The organism is Rhodococcus sp. ARC_M12 (assembly GCF_022810385.1).
In the GTDB taxonomy this organism is placed as follows: Bacteria; Actinomycetota; Actinomycetes; order Mycobacteriales; family Mycobacteriaceae; genus Rhodococcoides; species Rhodococcoides navarretei.
Genome location: NZ_JALGQI010000001.1, coordinates 140,374 through 158,699, shown reverse-complemented (window position 1 = coordinate 158,699; position 18,326 = coordinate 140,374). Strand labels below are relative to the sequence as shown.

At 67.0% G+C, this 18,326-nt stretch carries 17 protein-coding genes; 15 read left to right on the top strand and 2 right to left on the bottom strand.

From position 1 onward, the window contains the following. The first annotated feature begins 61 nt into the window (after window positions 1-61). Both MTX35_RS00690 and MTX35_RS00685 read left to right on the top strand, forming a co-directional pair. Window positions 62-2,029: a primosomal protein N' gene (locus MTX35_RS00690; RefSeq protein ID WP_243593596.1), complete on the top strand. Its 1,968-nt coding sequence runs from the start codon at window positions 62-64 to the stop codon at window positions 2,027-2,029. 80 nt (window positions 2,030-2,109) lie between these two features. After that, window positions 2,110-2,961, top strand: coding sequence for a cyclase family protein (locus MTX35_RS00685; protein ID WP_243593122.1), 852 nt, complete (start codon window positions 2,110-2,112; stop codon window positions 2,959-2,961). Here the strand turns inward: MTX35_RS00685 and MTX35_RS00680 are convergent. After that, complete coding sequence (locus tag MTX35_RS00680) at window positions 2,877-4,586, bottom strand: GGDEF domain-containing protein (RefSeq protein ID WP_243593121.1); 1,710 nt, start codon at window positions 4,584-4,586, stop codon at window positions 2,877-2,879. The two genes, MTX35_RS00685 and MTX35_RS00680, sit on opposite strands and share 85 nt — an antisense overlap. A 320-nt stretch (window positions 4,587-4,906) precedes the next feature. On the opposite strand from MTX35_RS00680, the gene MTX35_RS00675 reads away from it, so the two are divergent. From MTX35_RS00675 to MTX35_RS00665, 3 genes are all read left to right on the top strand, one after another. Next, window positions 4,907-5,587, top strand: a complete 681-nt coding sequence (locus tag MTX35_RS00675) for a PadR family transcriptional regulator (RefSeq protein WP_374230225.1) — start codon at window positions 4,907-4,909, stop codon at window positions 5,585-5,587. Window positions 5,588-5,674: 87 nt separating this feature from the next. Then, window positions 5,675-6,598: a methionyl-tRNA formyltransferase gene (gene fmt, locus MTX35_RS00670; protein ID WP_094741971.1), complete on the top strand. Its 924-nt coding sequence runs from the start codon at window positions 5,675-5,677 to the stop codon at window positions 6,596-6,598. Beyond that, entirely contained in the window at window positions 6,595-8,064 is a 1,470-nt protein-coding gene (locus tag MTX35_RS00665; protein WP_243593120.1) for an RsmB/NOP family class I SAM-dependent RNA methyltransferase, read from the top strand. The genes fmt and MTX35_RS00665 overlap by 4 nt, the downstream gene beginning before the upstream one ends. 17 nt (window positions 8,065-8,081) lie before the next feature. Here the strand turns inward: MTX35_RS00665 and MTX35_RS00660 are convergent, their stop codons facing one another. Next, complete coding sequence (locus tag MTX35_RS00660; protein WP_243593119.1) at window positions 8,082-8,471, bottom strand: MmcQ/YjbR family DNA-binding protein; 390 nt, start codon at window positions 8,469-8,471, stop codon at window positions 8,082-8,084. A 36-nt stretch (window positions 8,472-8,507) separates the two neighbouring features. Between MTX35_RS00660 and rpe the strand changes: the two genes are divergently transcribed. The 10 genes from rpe (at window position 8,508) to whiA (ending at window position 18,251) form a co-directional block, all read left to right on the top strand. Continuing rightward, complete coding sequence (gene rpe, locus MTX35_RS00655) at window positions 8,508-9,182, top strand: ribulose-phosphate 3-epimerase (protein ID WP_243593118.1); 675 nt, start codon at window positions 8,508-8,510, stop codon at window positions 9,180-9,182. Then, on the top strand, window positions 9,182-10,213 hold the full coding sequence (gene ribD / locus MTX35_RS00650) for a bifunctional diaminohydroxyphosphoribosylaminopyrimidine deaminase/5-amino-6-(5-phosphoribosylamino)uracil reductase RibD (protein WP_374230207.1): 1,032 nt from the start codon (window positions 9,182-9,184) through the stop codon (window positions 10,211-10,213). The genes rpe and ribD overlap by 1 nt, the downstream gene beginning before the upstream one ends. Beyond that, window positions 10,214-10,825, top strand: a complete 612-nt coding sequence (locus MTX35_RS00645; RefSeq protein ID WP_243593116.1) for a riboflavin synthase — start codon at window positions 10,214-10,216, stop codon at window positions 10,823-10,825. It begins immediately after the preceding gene. A gap of 86 nt (window positions 10,826-10,911) precedes the next feature. Beyond that, window positions 10,912-12,165 (top strand): bifunctional 3,4-dihydroxy-2-butanone-4-phosphate synthase/GTP cyclohydrolase II, encoded by a 1,254-nt coding sequence (locus tag MTX35_RS00640; protein WP_243593115.1) that lies wholly within the window; start codon window positions 10,912-10,914, stop codon window positions 12,163-12,165. Further along, window positions 12,162-12,659, top strand: a complete 498-nt coding sequence (gene ribH / locus MTX35_RS00635) for a 6,7-dimethyl-8-ribityllumazine synthase (protein WP_243593114.1) — start codon at window positions 12,162-12,164, stop codon at window positions 12,657-12,659. Before MTX35_RS00640 ends, ribH begins: the two co-directional genes overlap by 4 nt. A 29-nt stretch (window positions 12,660-12,688) precedes the next feature. Beyond that, window positions 12,689-13,147, top strand: a complete 459-nt coding sequence (locus MTX35_RS00630; protein WP_243593594.1) for a PH domain-containing protein — start codon at window positions 12,689-12,691, stop codon at window positions 13,145-13,147. A gap of 70 nt (window positions 13,148-13,217) precedes the next feature. Then, window positions 13,218-15,305, top strand: coding sequence for an excinuclease ABC subunit UvrC (gene uvrC / locus MTX35_RS00625; protein WP_243593113.1), 2,088 nt, complete (start codon window positions 13,218-13,220; stop codon window positions 15,303-15,305). A gap of 83 nt (window positions 15,306-15,388) precedes the next feature. Beyond that, window positions 15,389-16,255 carry an RNase adapter RapZ gene (rapZ, locus tag MTX35_RS00620; protein ID WP_243593593.1) on the top strand — a complete coding sequence of 289 codons (867 nt, stop codon included), beginning with the start codon at window positions 15,389-15,391 and terminating at the stop codon, window positions 16,253-16,255. Next, a complete protein-coding gene (yvcK, locus tag MTX35_RS00615) occupies window positions 16,252-17,277 on the top strand; it encodes a uridine diphosphate-N-acetylglucosamine-binding protein YvcK (protein WP_243593112.1) in 1,026 nt (341 codons plus the stop codon). Before rapZ ends, yvcK begins: the two co-directional genes overlap by 4 nt. Beyond that, complete coding sequence (gene whiA / locus MTX35_RS00610) at window positions 17,268-18,251, top strand: DNA-binding protein WhiA (RefSeq protein ID WP_032398005.1); 984 nt, start codon at window positions 17,268-17,270, stop codon at window positions 18,249-18,251. Before yvcK ends, whiA begins: the two co-directional genes overlap by 10 nt. Window positions 18,252-18,326 lie beyond the last annotated feature (75 nt).

Sequence of the window (18,326 nt, the reverse complement as noted above, 5' to 3'; positions counted from 1 at the left end):
TGCGGTGGCAGGCGTAGCGCGGGTGGCGGCGTCGGATCTTCCGATCGCGCGCATTCTCCCGATGTTGCCGCTGCCGCATCTCGACCGCGAATTCGACTACCTCGTTCCCGAGGAGGTGAGCAGCGATGCTCAGCCCGGTGTCCGAGTTCGGGTGCGGTTCGCGGGACGACTGGTCGACGGTTTCGTGCTGGCCAGACTGGCCGAGACCGAACACTCCGGCAAGCTCGGCTGGCTGGATCGGGTGGTGTCGGCGGAGCGAGTTCTGACCCCGGAGATCGCGGATCTGGCCGAGGCGGTCGCCGATCGGTACGCCGGGACCAGAGCGGATGTGCTGCGTCTGGCGATCCCGGCTCGCCATGCCCGAGTCGAGGCGGAACAGACACCTGTCGTCGAGCCGCCGGTCGAGCCCGACATCGACCGAGCAGCCTGGTCGGCCTACACCCACGGCTCGAACTTCCTCGATGCGTTGGCATCGGGACGCGTACCGCGAGCGGTATGGCAGGCGTTGCCCGGTGAGCGATGGCCGGTGCGGCTGGCAGAGGCCGCCGCCGTGACCGTCACGGGCGGTCGTTCCGCGGTGGTGGTGGTACCCGATCAGCGAGACCTCGATCGACTGGAGACGGCCTGTGTGGCCCTGCTCGGTGCCGACCGGGTGGTGGCGCTGTCGGCCGGACTGGGCCCGGCGAAGCGGTATCGGCAATGGTTGCGTGGTCTGCGATCGGGGCCGGTCGTCGTGGTGGGGACACGCAGCGCCGTGTTCGCTCCGGTGTCCACTCTTGGCATGATTGCCGTCTGGGACGACGGTGACGACAGTTTTGCCGAGCCTCGGTCGCCGTATCCGCACGCCAGAGAAGTGGCGTTGCTTCGAGCTCACGTATCCGGGGCAGCGGTCGTCATCGGCGGACATGCGCGAACTGCAGAGGCAGAGGCACTCGTCGATTCCGGGTGGGCACACGACCTGGTGGCTCCGCGCGAATTGATTCGTGAGCGTCAACCCCACGTGGTGGCCCTGGCGGACTCGGACCATGCGCTCGCGCGGGATCCGGCAGCCCGGGTCGCGCGGCTACCTGCGATTGCGTTCGAGGCGGCGCGAGCCGCACTGAAGGCGGATTCGCCTGTGCTGGTTCAAGTTCCGCGCGGCGGATACGTACCGTCACTGGCGTGTGCCAAGTGTCGGCACCCGGCGCGGTGTCGCCGGTGCAACGGGCCGCTGGCCCTGCCGTCCGCCCCGGGCAGCGACGGAGCCGGCAGTCCGACGTGCTCGTGGTGTGGAATCGCCGACACCGCACATCGGTGCACGGTCTGCGGATCACGCAACCTGCGTGCGGTCGTGATCGGAGCGGGCCGCACCGCCGAGGAACTCGGACGGGCATTTCCCGGCGTACCGGTACACAACTCGGGGGGTGCCGCCGTGCTCGACGCCGTCGAGCCGGGTGCCGGTCTCGTCGTGTCGACCGTCGGTGCCGAGCCGACGGTCGACGGTGGGTACGGCGCTGCCCTCTTGTTGGACGGCTGGGCTCTGCTCGGCCGGGCAGACCTGCGCGCGGCAGAGGAGACACTGCGTCGGTGGATGACGGCCGCCGCCTTGGTCCGCCCGGGTGCGGCAGGTGGCCGCGTGGTGGTCGTTGCCGAGTCCGAGATACCCACGGTGCAGGCGCTGGTTCGCTGGGATCCGCTGTGGCACGCCAGAAGTCAGCTGGACGAACGCGTCGAGGTGCGGTTCCCGCCCGCCGTGCACGTCGCGGCGATCGACGGAACCACCGATGCGATTACCGCGCTGGTGGAGAGCGCGGATCTGCCCGAGGCAGTGGAGATTCTGGGACCTGTCGATCTGCCGGACGGCCAACGGGCTCCCGCGAGCAGCGGTGAGGACGTGCTTTCCGGTGATGTGCAGCGGCTGTTGATACGCGTCCCGCGGAGCACCGGGGCGGCGTTGGCGCGAGCACTGTCCACTGCGCAGGCAGCTCGTAGTGCCAAGAAACTCGGCGCTGGAGTGCGGGTTCAGATAGACCCGATTCGAATCGGCTGACACTGCCGTCGGGGCTCGCCGTGGCCTAGGGTTGCCTCGGTGCGGTGCACGGGGCGCCGACGAGAGATGGGTCGGGGGACATGAAGAGAAGACAGCTTCTTCGCCGTGTGACAACAGGTTTGGCAATGGTGATCGGGGCCCGTCTGGTCGCGCCCACCGCCGCCGACGCCCTGCCCGGTACCGGCTCGGCGCAGCCGACGACACCGGCCGTTCCGTTGGACCGACTGCTACGGATCGTGTCGCTGTCGCACATCAACGATCCGGCGCTCACCCCGATCTTTCCCGGCGATCCCGAATTCTCGCTCGAGACGGCGTTCACCGTCGCGGACGACGGCTTCTACCTCCAGTACGTCAAGGAGGGCGAACACACCGGTACGCACTGGGGAGCGCCGGCGCACTTCCAGGAAGGTGGGTTGACCGCCGACCAGCTCGATCCGGAGGATCTGTTTCTGCCTGCGGTGAAGATCGACATTCGTGATCGGGCGGCGGACGACGCCGACTACGCCGTGACCGTGGCAGACCTGCAGAACTGGGAAGCAGTCAACGGAACCATTCCGCCAGGGGCGGCTGTCATTCTGTGGACCGGCTGGGAGTCACGCTGGGGGACCGATGCGTATGCCAACGCGGACGCGGACGGTGTGACGCACCAACCCGGGTTCTCCGCGGAGGCGGCGCAGTGGTTGATCGACACGGGCAGGCTCGCCGACAGAGGTGCCCTCGGCACCGACACCTTCGGGCCCGATCTGGGCAACGACGACACCTACCCGGTGTCCGTCAAGCTCTACGACCGGCGTCGGATAAGCCTGGAGAACCTGACCAATCTGGAGTCGATCCCGACCACCGGCGCCTACGTTCTGGTCGGTGGCCCGATCAACCGAGCCGGATCCGGCTCGCCTGCAACCATTTTCGGTTTGGTCCCACGAGTCGCGTGATCGGAGCCGCTCGGCACCGCGCTGAGTGTGCCCGCGGTGTCGTAGGCGTAGATTCCGGCCTTGCCCTCGCGTTTGGCCGTGTACATCGCGCGATCGGCCAGCCGCATCAGCTCGTCCTCGTCGGCGGTGTCGGAGCCGGCCACGGTCGTGGAGTCGGGGGGTGTGCGGTCTGGTCGACCGATCTGCACCACGCCCACGCACACGCCGACCGACACCGAATGGCCGTCGATCTCGTGTGTTGTCCGCATCGCCTCGGCAATGCGGACAGCCGTCGCGCGACCGGTATCGAGGTCGGCGTAGACCAGGGCGGTGAACTCGTCACCGCCGAAGCGCGCCACCACACCCTCGACCACACATCGGTCGAGGCGGCGGGCAAGTTCGACCAGTAGTCGATCACCGCCGGCGTGGCCGAATCTGTCGTTGACGCTCTTGAAGTCGTCGAGGTCGATCAGCAGTAGGACGGCGCAGCCCCCGCCCGCTCGGGCGTCGTTCACCGCCTCTCGAAGGTGTTCGTCGAACGATGACCGGTTGAGCAGGCCGGTCAGCCCGTCGTGGTGCGCGCGATACGTCAGCTCGGCCTGTGCCCGAGTCAGGGTCCGGAGCAGATTGTCGTTCTGAACCAGGGTGATCACCTGGCGAACGAGTGAGACCAGCACCACTGCAACTCCGAGAACGATGACGGTCGAATCCAGGTCCCCGGTCTGCACACGCAGTATCGCCAACACGATCCCTACTGCACCCATGAGCCCGTACGGCAACAGCAGCTGCGTTCTTTCACCGGTCACGGTCTCGGCGTACACACGTGCAGTGGGCTCCGATCCGTACCGCGACGAGCCGTATTTCGACGAGCCGGGCGTCGATGGGGTGTCGTCGACGGTCCTCGGGGCGGCGGCCGCGAGAGCGATGAGTGCAGTGCCTGCGATGAATCCGCCGTCGGTCAGAACCGGCATGAAGTCCGCACCGGTGGCAACGAGGTACGCGTAGATGCTGTCGGATATCGCCATCATCAGGATCCCGGCACCGAGCAGGGTGAGCTGCGTCCGGTATCGCGCCGCGATCTTCGGGATCACGACGAGCAGCACGATCATGGCCACGAGGACCAGGTCGGTGATGGGGTACATGATCGCCACGAGGAACTCGATCGATTCGTATTCCGACGAGTGCGCGACCGCACCGAGCACGGTGGCCCAGGAGAGAACGAACAGGGACCCGACGACGACGGCCCCGTCGAGCAGCGACATCACCCAGACGTGGCGTGCACCTGCGGCAGCCCGTCGGGGCGACAGACCGACGAAGGCGAGCAACGCGGGCACGGCGAAGATCGGGAAGAGAAAGAACCCGACGTCGGCGATCGATGCAGTCGGCAGCGGCATGTCGAGAGCGGATCGATAGAAGGCCCAGACCGCCATGCCTGCACTCCAGCACGCCATTCCTGCGGCCATCAGAACGCGCCACTGCCGTTCGGTGCCCGTCCTCGTGGACGCGGTCCGCCAGCACACGATCGTCGCGGTGATACCACCCGCGAGCTGTGCGACGTCGTCGATCAGCACGGAGACTCGCTGGCCGAGAACATTGGAGCCGGCCAGTAGAACGATGGCGAGGACGCAGCCGAGCACGACGGTCACGCGTCGTCTCGTCGATCCGGCCACACGGCCCCCCTCGTTCGTGAGCGGGCCCTGTCGAGCCGGCCGCTGGATTCCGGTGCGGTCAACGAGAGCTCGTACCGACCGCGCAATTCTAACGAGCGAGAGCGATCCACGACGCGTTCCTCGGATGCGGAAACTGGGAGGTTACCTCTAGGCCTTGCCAAAGATCTATTGCCGATATATCGTCGACTATCAATCGATCGAAGGAGTACGACATGAACTACGCATTCGAAGGATTCGCACACGAATTCGGACGTCGCGCAGGCGCACGTCGACACATGCGAGGAGCGCCGTTCGAGATGTGGGTCGCGCAGAGTGACGATCGCGGCCCGTCGGACGATCAGGGTCCGCGAGAGCGAGGCCGCGGAAGGAGAGGGCACGGCGAACGCAGTGGACACCGGGACAGTGGCCCGTTCGGACGAGGACGAGAAGGTATGCGCACCGGCTTCGGGCCCGGCGGTTTCGGACCCAATGCAGATTTCGGTCGAGGCCGGGGTCGGGGAGGGCGAGGGCGTCGCGGGGACGTGCGCGCTGCAATCCTGCTCTTGCTCGAGGAACGTCCGATGCACGGATACGAACTGATCCAGCAGATCGCCGAGAAGAGCAACGGCACCTGGAAGCCGAGTCCGGGCTCCATCTATCCGGCCCTGTCGCAACTCGAAGACGAGGGTCTGGTCCTGATCGACAAGGTGGCCGGCCGCAAGACGGCTGCGCTGACCGACGAAGGGAGAACACACGTCGATGCTCATCGCGCCGACCTGGGCAGCCCGTGGGACGACGTGGCGGAGTCCGTCGGTGTCGATGCCCGGGATCTTCGGGCACTCATCGGACAGTTGATGGGCGCAGCCGGGCAGGTCGCCGGAGTCGGCACGCCGAAGCAGGTCGAACAGGCTGCCGAGATTCTCACCGAAGCACGCAGGTCGCTGTACCGGATCCTTGCCGACGACGGTCCGACCGATCGAGATCCCGACGCGACGTGATCGACAGGTGCGGAATCGTCCGCAGCGCTCGCGACTCCCTAGGATGGACACCCGAGATCCTTTCGTCCATCCCAGGGAGTTGCTCGAGTGCGCGTCGTCTTTGCCGGTACACCGGAGCCCGCAGTCCCGTCGCTGCGGCGACTGCTGGAGTCCGAACGCCACGAGGTGATCGCGGTGGTGACTCGGCCCGACGCCGCTGCCGGTAGGGGGCGCAAGACGATGCGGTCACCGGTCGGGCAGCTGGCCGACGAGCACGGAATCCCGGTGTTCACACCCGCGAAGCCCTCGGATCCGGATTTCGTCTCGCAGCTCACCGAACTCGCACCCGACGTGTGTCCGGTCGTCGCATACGGTGCACTGCTGCCGCAGCCGGTGCTCGACATCCCTCGCTTCGGCTGGATCAATCTGCACTTTTCGTTGTTGCCCGCATGGCGAGGTGCCGCACCGGTGCAGGCGGCCATCGCCGCAGGCGACGAGATCACCGGTGCCTCCACCTTCCTGCTCGACGCGGGAATGGACACCGGCCCGGTACTCGGCGTCGTCACCGAGCGGGTACGCGCAACCGATACGACAGGGGACCTGCTCACCCGACTGGCGTCGAGCGGAGCAGACCTACTCGCTGCCACCCTCGACGCGATCGAGGACGGGACGGCATCCGCGCACCCGCAGCCCGAGGACGGAATCTCCTACGCGAGCAAGGTGAGCGTCGACGCCGCCCGCATCGACTGGACTCGATCTGCAGCATTCGTCGACCGACACATCAGATCGGTCACCCCCGCACCGGGCGCATGGACGACGATCGGTGAACTCCGCGTCAAGATCGCCCCGACGACGCGCTCCGAGGACACGTTGGCCCCGGGCGAGATAGCGGTGCGCAAGTCCGGCGTGCACATCGGAACAGGCACGACCGCAGTCGTTCTCGGCGATGTTCAACCGCAGGGCAAGAAGCTCATGAAAGCACTCGACTGGGCGCGAGGCGCTCGGCTGGACGATACGGCGGTAGCGCGATGACAGAACCCGACAGGCCTCGAAAGCGCGAGTCGAGTCCAGCCCGAAAGACAACCAAGAAGTCGCCCGGTGCGCGCGGTCCCAAGGGGAACCGACCCCCGCAGGGTGCCGGACCCCGTGCCGTCGACGCGATCGACCCGGCCCGCCGAGCGGCCCGGGACGTGTTGAAGGCCGTGCGTGAACGGGATGCGTACGCCAACCTGGTGCTCCCCGGACTGCTGCGCGAGCGCAAGTTGGATTCGCGCGACGCCGCGCTGGCCACCGAACTCGCCTACGGTGCGTCCCGGGCGCGTGGCGTGCTCGACGCGGTGATCGCCCATGCAGCCGGTCGGCCCGCCGCCGAGATCGACGGGCCGCTACTCGACATTCTGCGGCTCGGCTCCTACCAGCTGCTGCGGACTCGCGTTGCCCCCCACGCGGCCGTCGCCACGTCGGTGGACCTCGCCCGGTCCGAATTCGGTACCGGCAAAGCAGGTTTCGTCAATGCGGTGCTGCGGCGCGTGTCCGAGCGGACGGCCGAGCAGTGGGTGAACGAGCTAGCACCCGAGGCGGCGGTCGATCCCGTCGGCCACCTCGCGTTCGAGTACGCCCATCCCAAATGGATCGCGCAGGCATTCGCCGATGCACTCGGTGCCGACGCCGGTGAACTGGCCGCCGTCCTCGAGGCCGATGACGCGCGTCCCTCGGTGCACCTGGTGGCCCGGCCCGGTGAGATCTCCGCCGAAGAACTGGCGTTGATCACCGGGGGAGAGGAAGGTCCGTATTCGCCGTACGCCGTGCACCTCGACGGCGGAGATCCCGGCAAGCTCGATGCCGTCCGTGACGGACTGGCCGGAGTTCAGGACGAGGGCAGTCAACTCGTCGGACGCGCGCTGACGTTGGCACCGTTGCTCGGCGAGGACAACGGCCGATGGTTGGACCTGTGCGCCGGCCCCGGTGGCAAGGCCGCCTTGCTCGGTGCCATCGCCGAAATCGACGGCGCCACCGTCGATGCCGTCGAACCGACGCCGCACCGAGCAGATCTGGTGTCCAAGACGACCAAGGACCTTCCGGTGACGGTGCACACCGTCGACGGTCGAGCGTCCGGACTCGACAGCGGCTACGACCGAGTGCTCGTCGACGCACCGTGCACCGGACTCGGTGCCCTGCGCCGCAGGCCCGAGGCACGGTGGCGCCGCCAACCCTCCGATGTGGCGGCCCTGGTGACGTTGCAGAAGGAACTGCTGGCCGCGGCGATCGAGCTGGTACGCCCCGGCGGAGTGGTGCTGTACTCGACGTGTTCGCCGCACCTGTCCGAGACCACCGCCGTCGTCGCCGACGCGGTCCGTCGCTACGGCGTCGACCAGCTCGATACCCGCGAGCTAGTCCCAGGAGTGCCGCAACTCGGCGACGGTACGTCCGTGCAACTGTGGCCGCACCGCCACGGCACGGATGCGATGTTCATGGCGGCGCTGCGCAAACCGATGTGATCAGGAAGTCGATGTGATCAGTTGCCGGCCAGAAAGGTCTCGGCCACGTTCTTCGGGGCGTGGACCAGCCACCCGTCGATGATCAGCTCCCGCAGTTCGTCGTCGTCGGTGTTGTCGAGGTCGACCAGGACGGCGGCGAATCCGTCGAAATGCGAAATGGTGAAGCACGCCCTTGGGTGTGCGGCGAGGATCGCTTCCTTCTCGTGCAGATCAGCCGTGCGAACCGCGAGGATCGGACCGCTGGGCGGAGTCTCGCTGCCGAATCGCTTCAGGTCGGCCTTGCTGAACGGTCGAATCCATGCGAACACGTTCTTGCCCACCGACCACGCCGGGTTTCCGTACCGGACACTCTCGGTGACCTCGGGAAGATCGGCGATCACCGCCGTCGCGGAATCGATGGTGGTCATGGGCGAACGATACCGGCTCGACTAGGCTCGTCAATCGTGGTTTCCCCGATGATTGCCCCCTCGATCCTGTCCGCAGACTTCGCGCGTCTGGCTGCCGAAGCCGACGCCGTGTCCGGAGCCGACTGGCTGCACGTCGACGTCATGGACGCGCACTTCGTTCCCAACCTCACCCTGGGGCTGCCGGTCGTCGAGAGCCTGCTCAAGGCGACGAACATCCCCCTCGACTGCCACCTGATGATCGAGGATCCGGCGCGCTGGGCCCCGCCGTACGCCGAAGCAGGCGCGTACAACGTCACCTTCCACGCCGAGGCGACCGACGACCCGTCCGCCGTGGCCCGCGACATCCGCGCAGCCGGAGCCAAGGCAGGCCTGTCGGTCAAGCCGGGAACACCCATCGAGCCGTACCTCGAGATCCTGCGCGACTTCGACACGCTGCTGGTGATGAGCGTCGAGCCGGGCTTCGGCGGACAGTCGTTCATGCCGGAGGTGCTCTCGAAGGCGAAAGCAGTGAGGGCACTGGTCGATTCCGGCGATCTTCGACTGATCGTCGAGATCGACGGCGGCATCAACTCCGACACGATCGAGCAGGCCGCAGAGGCCGGCATCGACTGCTTCGTCGCCGGCTCGGCCGTCTACAACACCGCCGACCCCGCTGCCGCCGTGCGCGACCTCCGCGACAGAGCCGCCCACGCATCACACCACCTGTCGTAATGAACGGCCGGGGCGCAGCAATGTCCCTCGCGGACGCCATGGCCCTCGCCGTCGAGGCATCCGAGTCCGCCCGGGGTATCAGTAGTCCCAATCCCGCGGTCGGTGCGGTGATCCTGGATGCAGACGGCGTGGTGGTCGGCATCGGTTCCACGCGTCCGCCCGGCGGTCCGCACGCCGAGATCGTCGCCCTGGCCGAGGCCGGGGACCGCGCTCGCGGCGGCACCGCGGTGGTCACCCTCGAACCCTGCAACCACACCGGCCGCACCGGACCGTGCTCCCGAGCGCTGATCGACGCGGGCATCGCCTCGGTCGTGCACGCCGTCGCCGATCCGAACCCGCTCGCCTCGGGCGGCGGGGACACCCTGCGCGCGGCCGGCATTCGCGTCGAACAGGGGATCGGCGAGACCGAGGTGCGGCAGGGGCCACTGCGAGCCTGGTTGCACAAGCAACGCACCGGGCGACCGCACGTGACGTGGAAGTACGCCGCCACTCTCGACGGTCGCAGTGCCGCAGCGGACGGCACGAGCCAGTGGATCACCGGACCCCAGGCCCGGGCGCACGTGCACGCCGAGCGAGCCAAGCTCGACGCCATCGTCGTCGGAACCGGCACCGTGCTGGCCGACGACCCGCGACTGACCGCGCGACGTCCCGACGGCACGTTGGCAGCGCATCAGCCGGTTCGCGTCGTCGTCGGATCGCGGCCGATACCGTCGACCGCGGCAATCCGTGGGTCCGACGCTCCGACGGTGTTTCTCGACACACACGATCCGGCCGCCGTCGTCGAGGCGCTGCGCGAGCACACCGACATCCAGATCGAAGGCGGTCCGACGCTGGCCGGGGCATTCCTCGCTGCGGGCCTGGTCGACCGGATCGTGGCGTACGTCGCACCGGCGGTGTTGGGCAGCGGACCCGCAGCGGTGGAGAATGCGGGCATCGGAACAATTGCCGATGCAATTCGGTTCCGCACGGAGACAGTCACCATGATCGGCAACGACATTCTGATCGGCGTCGTGCCCGAAGGAGCGAAGTAGATGTTCACCGGAATTGTCGAAGAGCTCGGCGAGATCGTCGCCAAGGACGAACTGCCCGACGCCGCGCGGTTCACCGTTCGCGGTCCGGTGGTGACCTCGGACGCCGGGCACGGCGACTCCATCGCGGTGAACGGGGTCTGCCTGACCGTGGTCGAGGTGCTGCCCGACGGCGGATTCACCGCCGACGTCATGCAGGAAACGCTGAACCGCTCGAGCCTCGGTGCCCTCGACGTGGGCAGTCGCGTCAACCTCGAGCGTGCGGCCGCGCTCGGCAGCCGCCTCGGCGGGCATCTCGTGCAGGGTCATGTGGACGGCACCGGGACCATCATCGGCCGATCCCCGTCCGAGAACTGGACCGTCGTGCGCATCGCACTGCCCACCTCGGTCGCGCGCTACGTGGTCGAGAAGGGCTCGATCACCGTCGACGGAGTCTCGCTCACCGTCTCCGGACTCGGCGTCGACGACGGATCGCATTGGTTCGAGATCTCTCTGATCCCGACGACCCTCGACCTGACCACTCTCGGCACGGCAGAGGTCGGATCGCCCGTCAACCTCGAAGTCGACGTCATCGCCAAGTACGTGGAGCGGCTGCAGAGTATCGACGCGCAGTAAGTAGTGTTGACGTGCACGCAATCGATGGTGCATCGGAGAATTTACAGGGCGCTGAGCCAGGCCCGAGACGTATGGAGCACACCGTGGTGACCAGGTTCGACAGTATCGAGCGCGCAGTTGCGGACATCGCTGCGGGCAAAGCAGTGGTGGTCGTCGACGACGAGGACCGCGAGAACGAAGGCGACCTCATCTTCGCCGCGGAGAAGGCCACCCCGGAGCTGGTCGCCTTCATGGTCCGCTACACCTCGGGTTACCTCTGCGTTCCGCTGTCCGGCGAGGACTGCGACCGGCTCGGCCTGCCGCCTATGTTCGCTACCAACCAGGACAAGCACGGCACCGCCTACACCGTCACCGTCGACGCCCGCGAAGGCATCGGCACCGGTATCTCGGCCTCCGACCGAGCAGCCACGATGCGGCTGCTCGCAGACCCCGACACCGGCGCGAACGACTTCACCCGGCCCGGCCACGTCGTACCGTTGCGCGCCAAGGACGGCGGAGTGCTGCGTCGCCCAGGCCACACCGAGGCTGCCGTCGACCTTGCCCGGATGGCCGACCTGCGGCCCGCAGGCGTCATCTGCGAGATCGTCAGCCAGAAGGACGAGGGGGCGATGGCCCAGACCGACGAACTGCGTGTCTTCGCCGACGAACACGACCTCGCCCTCATCTCCATCGCCGACCTCATCGCCTGGCGTCGCAAGCACGAGAAGCACGTGGTCCGCGTCGCCGACGCCCGAATCCCCACCGGCCACGGCACGTTCCGCGCCGTCGGCTACCAGAGCATCTACGACGAGGTCGAACACGTAGCGCTCGTCCGCGGCGACATCGCCGGGCCCGACGGAGATGGCAGCGACGTGCTCGTTCGAGTGCACTCCGAATGCTTGACCGGCGACGTGTTCGGATCACTGCGCTGCGACTGCGGACCGCAATTGGACGCGGCCCTGGAAATGGTGGCCGCCGAGGAGCGAGGCATCGTGCTCTACATGCGCGGTCACGAAGGTCGCGGCATCGGTCTGCTGCACAAGCTGCAGGCCTACCAACTCCAGGACGCAGGCTCCGACACCGTCGATGCCAACCTGCAGCTCGGACTCCCCGCCGACTCCCGGGACTACGGGATCGGAGCCCAGATCCTCGTCGATCTCGGTGTCTCCTCGATGCGGCTGCTGACGAACAACCCCGCCAAGCGAGTGGGACTCGACGGCTACGGATTGCACGTCACCGAGCGAGTTCCGATGCCGCTGCGCGCCAACGCGGAGAACCTTACCTACCTGCGCACCAAGCGCGACCGCATGGGCCACGACCTCACCGGGCTCGAGGAGTACGAGAACGGGGTCAACCCATGAGCGGCGAAGGCGAACCCACCCTGCAGCTCGCAGGCGCGAGTGATCTCAAACTGGCGATCGTCGCCGGTCAGTGGCACCAGAAGATCTCGCAGGCGCTGCTCGACGGTGCGCTCCGCAAGGCCGAGTCGGCCGGGATTCAGGACGTCACGGTCATCCGTGTTGCCGGAGCCATCGAACTGCCCGTCGTCGCGCAGGAACTGGCCCGAAACCACGACGCCGTCGTCGCTCTCGGCGTCGTCATTCGCGGGGGCACACCGCATTTCGAGTATGTGTGCGACGCCGTGACGGCCGGACTCACGCGTGTGTCGCTGGACGAGGGCACCCCGGTCACCAACGGAGTGCTCACCACGAACGACGAGCAGCAGGCTCTCGATCGAGCGGGGTTGCCCGGTTCGTTCGAGGACAAGGGCGCGCAAGCCACGGCTGCCGCGATCGACACGGCTCTGACGCTCAAGCACCTGCGTCAGCCCTGGACGAATCAGGAGTTCACGTGACCGGCAACACACCGTCCGCCGAGTGGGACATGGTCGTGAAGTCGCGTAAGTCGGCCCGCTACGCCATCGCGACAGCGGTGCTGCTCGTGGTGGCGCACACGACCGTCGCCGTCCTGTTGCGAGTGTCGCCGACCGGGGTGTACTTCAGAACCGCCGACCAGCTCGCGATGGCGGGACTCGGACTTCTTCTGGGAAGCCTGGCGCTCGTGCTGACGCGCCCGCGCATTCGCGTCGGGCCGGCCGGCGTTGCGGTGCGAAACCTGTTGTCGGAGCGTTTGATCGAGTGGGATCTGGTGCGGGGCCTGTCTTTCCCGGACGGAGCGATGTGGGCCAGGATCGACATTCCCGACGACGAGTTCATCAACGTGATGGCCATCCAGTCCAATGATCGTGACCATGCGGTCGCGGCGGTACGACAGTTCCGTACCCTCGAACGCAGATACGCACCCGCTGACTCCGTTCCGGACATCGCGGTCGATCAGGACTGAGTCGGACCGCTGCACCACGGCTGAGCTGCGGATGCGGAGAACGTCGGACCCGACGGCTAACGTGGATGCCGTGTCCGACCCCGCTACCTACCGCCCGGCCACCGGAACCATCCCGGTGGAGCCGGGGGTGTACAAATTTCGCGATCCGCACGGCCGTGTCGTCTACGTGGGAAAGGCCAAAAGCCTCCGCAGTCGGCTCAATTCCTATTTCGCAGACATAGCCTCGCTGCATCCGCGTACTCGCCAGATGGTCACCACCGCAGCATCGGTGGAGTGGACTGTGGTGACCACCGAAGTCGAGGCGCTGCAGCTCGAGTACAACTGGATCAAGGAGTTCGATCCTCGGTTCAACGTCCGCTACCGCGACGACAAGAGCTATCCGATGCTCGCGGTGACGATGAACGAGGAATACCCGCGGTTGTTCGTCTACCGCGGACCCAGACGGAAGGGTGTGCGCTATTTCGGTCCCTACGCGCATGCGTGGGCCATCCGCGAGACGCTTGATCTACTGCTGCGAGTGTTCCCCGCGCGCACGTGCTCGACCGGAGTGTTCAAGCGGCACAATCAGATCGGCAGACCCTGCCTGCTGGGTTACATCGACAAGTGCTCGGCACCGTGCGTCGGCCGGGTCAGCGCCGACGAGCATCGCGCCACCGTCGAGGACTTCTGCGACTTCTTGGCCGGAAAGACGGACAAGCTCGTGCGGCAGCTCGAGAAGAAGATGCAGTCGGCATCCGAGGACCTCGATTTCGAGACCGCCGCGCGTCTGCGAGACGACGTCGGTGCGCTGCGTCGGGCATTGGAGAAGCAGGCGGTGGTGCTCGGTGACGGCACCGACGCCGATCTCGTCGCCTTCGCCACCGATGCCCTGGAAGCTGCCGTTCAGGTCTTCCACGTCCGAGGCGGCCGGGTTCGCGGGCAACGGGGCTGGGTGGTGGAAAAGGCAGGAGAGGTGATCGAACGCCAGGACGAGGCCGATCTCCCCGCTCTGGTCGAACAGTTTCTGACGCAGTTCTACGGCGAGCAGGCTGCCCTGTCCGCACAGGCACCGGGCGGCAACGACGGTGGTTCGAATGCCGTTCCGCGAGAAGTGTTGGTTCCGGTCCTGCCGGACAACGCCGACGAGGTACAGATCTGGCTCAGTGAACTGAGGGGGTCGAACGTGACCCTTCGGGTTCCTCAGCGCGGTGACAAGAAAGCGTTGGCCGAGACCGTCGAACGCAACGCGAAAGAGGCGCTGCAGCAGCACAAGCTCAAGCGCGCGGGCGATTTCACGTCGAGATCCGCAGCCCTGCAAGGCATTCAGGAAGCGCTCGATCTCGATTCGGCACCGCTGCGCATCGAATGCATCGACATCTCCCACGTTCAGGGAACCGATGTGGTGGCCTCGCTCGTCGTCTTCGAGGACGGGTTGCCCCGCAAGAGCGACTACCGCCACTACGCGATCAAGGAAGCGGCAGGCGACGGGCATTCCGACGATGTCGCCAGCATCGCCGAGGTGACTCGACGTCGATTCCTGCGACATTCCGCCGATGGTTCGACCGGGTCCGGAGGCGACCTGGCCCCCGAAGCGGCGTTGGATCCACAGACCGGAAGACCGCGTAAATTCGCGTACCCACCGAACCTGTTCGTCGTCGACGGCGGTGCTCCTCAGGTCGCCGCCGCCGCGGCGGTACTGGACGAACTCGGTGTCACCGACGTTGCGGTGGTCGGTCTGGCGAAACGGCTGGAGGAGGTGTGGGTTCCGGGCGAGGAGGATCCGGTCATCCTGCCTCGCACGAGCGAATCGTTGTATCTCCTGCAACGAGTTCGCGACGAGGCGCACCGCTTCGCGATCACGTTCCATCGCAGCAAGCGATCGCGGCGGATGACGGCCTCGGCGCTGGATTCGGTTCGCGGACTCGGCGAGTCGCGGCGCACCGCACTGGTCGCCCACTTCGGTTCGGTCGCCAACCTCAAGCGTGCGACGGTTGCGGAGATCATGGAGGTTCCGGGAATCGGCGAGACGACGGCCACGTCGGTGCTGGCCGCCCTTGGTTCCGACACGGACGGCGCCGATGTAGGCGATGATGGCAGCGCAACTGCAACGACATCGGGCGAGAACACGGCGGAACATGCGATCGCACCGCGTGTGGAATCGGCGGGACAGGCTTCGTAGTGAGCGAACACCAGACACAGGGACATCCACCGTCCGAAGAGAACCTAGAGCAGCCCTTCGAGGCAGGGTCCGGGCACGACGAGATCGAAGTCGCGTTGGTGACGGGAGTTTCCGGTGCAGGACTGCGCACCGCAGCCAAGATCCTCGAGGACCTCGGCTGGTACGTGGCCGACAACCTGCCTCCTGAGCTCATCTCCAAGATGGTCGATCTCGGACTGGAGTCCAAGCCCCGAATCGAGCGACTTGCACTGGTGATGGACGTCCGCAGCCGGCTGTTCACCGGCGATCTGGGGTGGGTGGTGAAGGAACTGGACTCCAAGGGCGTGCGTAATCGCGTGCTCTTCCTCGACGCGTCGGACGCCGTGCTGATCCGTCGGTTCGAGTCCAACCGGCGTAGCCATCCACTACAGAACGACGGTCAGGACGGAACGTTGACCGAGGGCATCACCGCCGAACGGTTGCGGCTCGCCCAGGTCAAGGCAGCGGCCGATCTCACGGTGGACACCACATCGCTGTCGGTGCATCAGCTGCGCCGCAAGATCGAGACGGTGTTCGGTGACGCCGACACCACCGGCGTCGGCGTCACCGTGCAGTCCTTCGGGTTCAAATACGGCCTGCCGATGGACGCCGACCTGGTCTGCGACGTGCGATTTCTGCCCAATCCGCACTGGGTTCCCGAGTTGCGCGAACACAGCGGTCAGGATGCGGACGTTCGCGACTACGTGCTGGGGCAGGACGGGGCACACGACTATCTGCAGACGTACACGCACCTGCTGAATCTGACGATCGAGGGGTACGTGCGGGAAGGCAAGAGATACATGACGGTGGCCGTGGGCTGCACCGGAGGGAAGCATCGAAGTGTCGCGATGACCGAGGCACTGGCCGGGTTACTCGCCGAGCAGGGTGATGTGTCGGTGCGTGTGCTGCATCGGGATCTGGGTCGCGAATGAGCCAGGATCACACCACGGCATCGGGGGCCGGCCCCAGGATCGTCGCCCTCGGAGGCGGTCACGGGCTGTACGCCACGCTCTCGGCGGCCCGGTTGCTCGCACACGACGTCACTGCCATCGTCACCGTCGCCGACGACGGTGGATCCTCGGGACGGCTGCGGGCCGAACTCGGCGTCATTCCGCCCGGGGACCTGCGCATGGCGTTGGCCGCACTGGCGCGCTCAGACGACCGAACGCAGTTGTGGACCGACGTGCTGCAGCACCGCTTCGGTGGCACGGGTGCGTTGGCCGGACATTCTGTGGGCAACCTCATCCTCGCCGGCCTCACCGAGGTGTTGGGCGACCCGATCGCTGCACTGGACGAGATGGTGCGGATGCTCGGAATCGACGGACGAGTGCTGCCGATGTCGCCCATCGCACTCGACATCGAGGCGGACGTCTCCGGTCTGGAGGACGACCCTCGGGTGAGCCGCGTCATCCGGGGTCAGGTGGCAGTGGCCACGACTCCGGGCAAGGTTCGCCGCGTGCGACTGCTTCCACCCGAACCGCCCGCGTCCGCGGATGCACTCGCGGCCATCGAGAGGGCCGACCTGGTGGTGCTCGGACCGGGATCGTGGTTTTCGAGCGTGATCCCGCACGTACTGGTGCCAGATCAGCTCACCGCGCTGGCTCGCACGAGCGCGCCGAAGGTACTCGTGCTGAACCTGGCACCCGAGCTGGGGGAGACCACCGGATTCTCCGCCGAGCGGCATGTCCACGTACTCTCCCAACACGCACCTGATTTGGGAATCGACTACGTATTGGTCGATTCCGCCTCGGTCCCGGAAGGCAGCAACCGCGAGCACGTAGCGCGGGCCGCAGCCCGGCTCGGTGCCGAGGTCGTCTACGTCGACGTTGCCGAAAACGGCACCCACGCACATCATTACGGCAAGCTTGCTGCGGCTCTCGGTTCCATCGTGTCGTCCACCGACGGCACCGAACCGACCGCCGCGCGCAGAGAGGGGATCACTTCGTGGCCATGACAGCGGAGGTCAAGGACGAGCTGAGCAGGCTCACCGTCAGTCAGGTCAGTTGCCGCAAGGCCGAGGTGTCCGCACTCCTGCGATTCGCCGGTGGACTGCACATCGTGGCGGGCCGGGTGGTGGTCGAGGCCGAGGTGGACCTCGGGTCCATCGCGAGACGACTGCGTCGCGAGATCTTCGAGCTGTACGGCTACTCCTCCGACGTGCACATGCTCGGTGCAGGCGGGCTCCGCAAGACCTCTCGCTACGTGGTCCGGGTGGCCAAGGACGGCGAGGCGCTGGCCCGGCAGACCGGCCTGTTGGATCTGCGCGGTCGTCCGGTTCGGGGCCTGCCCGCTCAGGTCGTCGGCGGCACGGTCGGGGACTCCGAGGCCGCATGGCGTGGCGCGTTCCTGGCACACGGTTCGCTCACCGAACCGGGTCGATCCTCGGCCCTCGAGATCAGCTGCCCCGGACCGGAGGCAGCACTCGCGCTGGTCGGAGCCGCTCGGCGCCTCGGGGTGGCCGCCAAGGCTCGTGAAGTCCGCGGCACCGATCGAGTGGTCGTTCGCGACGGCGAAGCGATCGGAGCCCTGCTCACCCGAATGGGAGCACAGGACACCCGGCTGATCTGGGAAGAACGACGCATGCGACGCGAAGTCAGAGCCACCGCGAATCGACTCGCCAACTTCGACGACGCCAACCTGCGTCGCTCGGCCAGAGCGGCAGTCGCGGCCGCAGCGCGTGTCGAGCGGGCCCTGCACATTCTCGGCGACGACGTGCCGGATCATCTGGCCGCCGCAGGCTCGCTCCGAGTCCAACATCGGCAGGCGTCGTTGGAGGAGCTCGGCCAGTTGGCCGATCCGCCGATGACCAAGGACGCCGTGGCAGGTCGAATTCGACGCCTGCTGTCCATGGCCGACCGCAAGGCCAAGGAGACCGGGATTCCCGACACCGAGTCCGCGGTCACCGCCGAGCTGCTCGACGAGGCATGATCGCCCCGACGACGTGATGCGCGCGCTCTGCCTGCGCGCACACTAGGGTGGGTACCGCGTGTGGCACCCCGCACG